This is a genomic window from Brevundimonas diminuta ATCC 11568 (assembly GCF_000204035.1).
GTDB lineage: Bacteria > Pseudomonadota > Alphaproteobacteria > Caulobacterales > Caulobacteraceae > Brevundimonas > Brevundimonas diminuta.
On the sequence record NZ_GL883086.1, the window covers coordinates 466636 to 469144 of the forward strand.

General features: G+C 67.0%; 2 protein-coding genes. Both read left to right on the plus strand.

The annotated features are described in order from the left end of the window. Nucleotides 1–87 precede the first annotated feature (87 nt). Nucleotides 88–606: a hypothetical protein gene (locus BDIM_RS06060; protein ID WP_232463961.1), complete on the plus strand. Its 519-nt coding sequence runs from the start codon at nt 88–90 to the stop codon at nt 604–606. Next, the coding region (gene mrdA, locus BDIM_RS06065; RefSeq protein WP_050796638.1) for a penicillin-binding protein 2 at nt 603–2509 on the plus strand (1907 nt) is incomplete at its 3' end. The genes BDIM_RS06060 and mrdA, both read left to right, overlap by 4 nt.

Here is a 2509-nt window from a genome sequence, read left to right on the forward strand (position 1 = left end):
TCCCGCCGCGCCCCGGCCGACCGCCGCCACGCCGCCGCAACCTTCGGCGCAGGCCCAGACGCCAACCGCGCCTGACGGAGGCCGCGAGTGAGACGGACGATCACCGTGCGGATGGTCGGTCCGATGCAGTGGATCGGCTACCCGGCGCTGATCGCCGCGGCCGCCACCATCCTGTTCGCCATCCCGCTGCGCCTGTTCGGCCTGACCCTGCCCGAGCCGGTCTGGCCCATGGTTCTGGCCTTCGCCTGGCCGCTGATCCGTCCATCCATGTTGGCGCCGGCGGTGCTGTTCGGTCTGGGCGTATTCCTCGACTTCTTCTGGGGCGGCCAGACGGGCATGTGGGCGCTCAGCCTGTTGCTGATCTATGGCGCTATGCTGTTGGCGTCGAAGTATCTGGCGGGACAGGCGACCATCGTCTTGTTCGCTCTCTATGTCGCCTCGACGGGCTTGGCCTTTGCGGTCGCCTATTTCGTGACGCGCGGCAGCCTTGGGAATGCTCCCAATCTGTTGGCTGTTATGGGGCAGATGATCCCGACGCTTCTGCTCTTCCCCCTGGCTGACTGGTTGATCGAGCGCTTCGACGACGCGGACGTGCGATTCCGATGAGCAGCGAACCGCATATCTTCTTTTCCGACGTGAACGAGCGGCAGGGCTCCTTCCTGCGGCGCACCATGCTGCTGGGCGGGGCGACGGTCGTGGGCGGGCTGGCCCTGGTCGGACGCCTGGCGCATCTGCAGCTCTTCAAGTCGGAAGAGTTCGCCACCCTGGCGACGCGCAACCAGTTCAACTTCCGCCAGGTGCCGCCGCCGCGCGGCCTGATCAAGGACCGCAACGGCGTGGTCATCGCCGGGAACCGGCCCAGCTTCCGCGTCCTGGTCGTTCGCGACGAGACCAAGGATCTGGACCAGACGCTGGACCTGCTGGGTCAACTGTTGCCGGACACCCTGGAGCGCCGCCGCACCATCATCCGCGAGGTCAACGCCGCGCCGCGTTTCTCGCCGGTCCCGGTCAAGAGCGACCTGACCTGGGAGGAGTTCTCCAAGGTCAATCTTCACGCGGCAGAACTGCCCGGCGTCATGGCTGACATGAACGAGGCCCGCTATTACCCGCACGGCGGCGCCTACGCCCATGTGGTCGGCTATGTGGCCAAGGTGTCGGATCGCGACGTGCAGGCGATCCGCGACAAGGGCGAACAGCCGCCGTCCATCCTGTTCAACCCCGGTTTCCGCATCGGCCGACAAGGCATTGAACAATCGCTGGATCAGGATTTGCGCGGCGTCGAAGGCGGCAAGCGGGTCGAGGTCAATGCGCGCGGCCGCGTCGTGGCCGAGGACATCGCCGGATCGCGCCCGGCGGTTCAGGGGGCCGAGGTGGTGCTTACGCTGGACAACGACGTCCAGCAGCGCGCGCTGGAGGTGTTCGGCGAGGAGGCGGGCAGCATCGTCGTCATGGACGTTCGCAACGGCGATATCCTGGCCATGGTGTCGTCGCCCTCGTTTGATCCCAACTTGTTCGTGTCGGGCGTCCCGACCAAGATCTATCGCGCCCTGGCCGACTATGAGCGTCGACCGCTGACCGACAAGGCGTTGAGCGGCACCTTCGCGCCGGGGTCGACGTTCAAGCCGATCGTCGGGCTGGCGGCGATGAAGCGGGGGCTGGACCCCAGCCGCCGCATCTTCTGCAACGGCAGCTTCTATCTGGGGCGCCGGTTCGCCTGCCTGGGGCGGCATGGGGCGTTGGATCTGCGCGGAGCCATCAAGGCGTCCTGCAACGTCTACTTCATGACCCTGGCGACGGAGATGGGGCCTGACGCCATCGCCGAGACCGCGCGAGACATGGGCTTCGGTCAAACCTTCGATATCGGCATTCCCGGTCAGAAGGCGGGCCTGGTGCCGGACCGCGAATGGCGTCGCAAGAACCCGGTGCGCGGCGATGCGAAATGGTATCCGGGCGAGAATCCCAGCTATGGCATCGGTCAGGGCGCCTTGACGGTGAACGCCTTGCAACTGGCGGTCTATACGGCGCGTGTCGCTAACGGCCGCAAGGCGGTGTCGCCGCGCCTGATCAAGTCGATCGGCGGGGTGGAGCAGGGCGGCAGCGCCTTCGCCGACCTGCCCTATGACCCTCAGATGCTGCAGGTTCTGCGCGACGGGATGGAGGCGGTGACGGCCGCGGGGGGCACGGGCTTCCGCAACAGCCAGCTAGGTCTTGGCACGGTCAAGATGGCGGGCAAGACCGGCACGGCCCAGGCTCGCAACTACGGTTCCGGCTCACGCAAGGGCGCAGGGCGGCCCTGGAATCAGAAGGACCACAACCTGTTCGTGGCCTATGCGCCGACCGATAATCCGCGCTACGCGGTCTCGGTCATCGTTCAGCACGGCGGTCTGGGCGGCGGCACGGCCGGGGCGCCGCGCGCGCGCGAGGTGATGAAGGTCGCCCTGCTGAAGGATCCCGAAATCCGCGCTCGCATCGAATCGGCAGGCTTTGAGGCGCAGGAGGACGCCGGCGC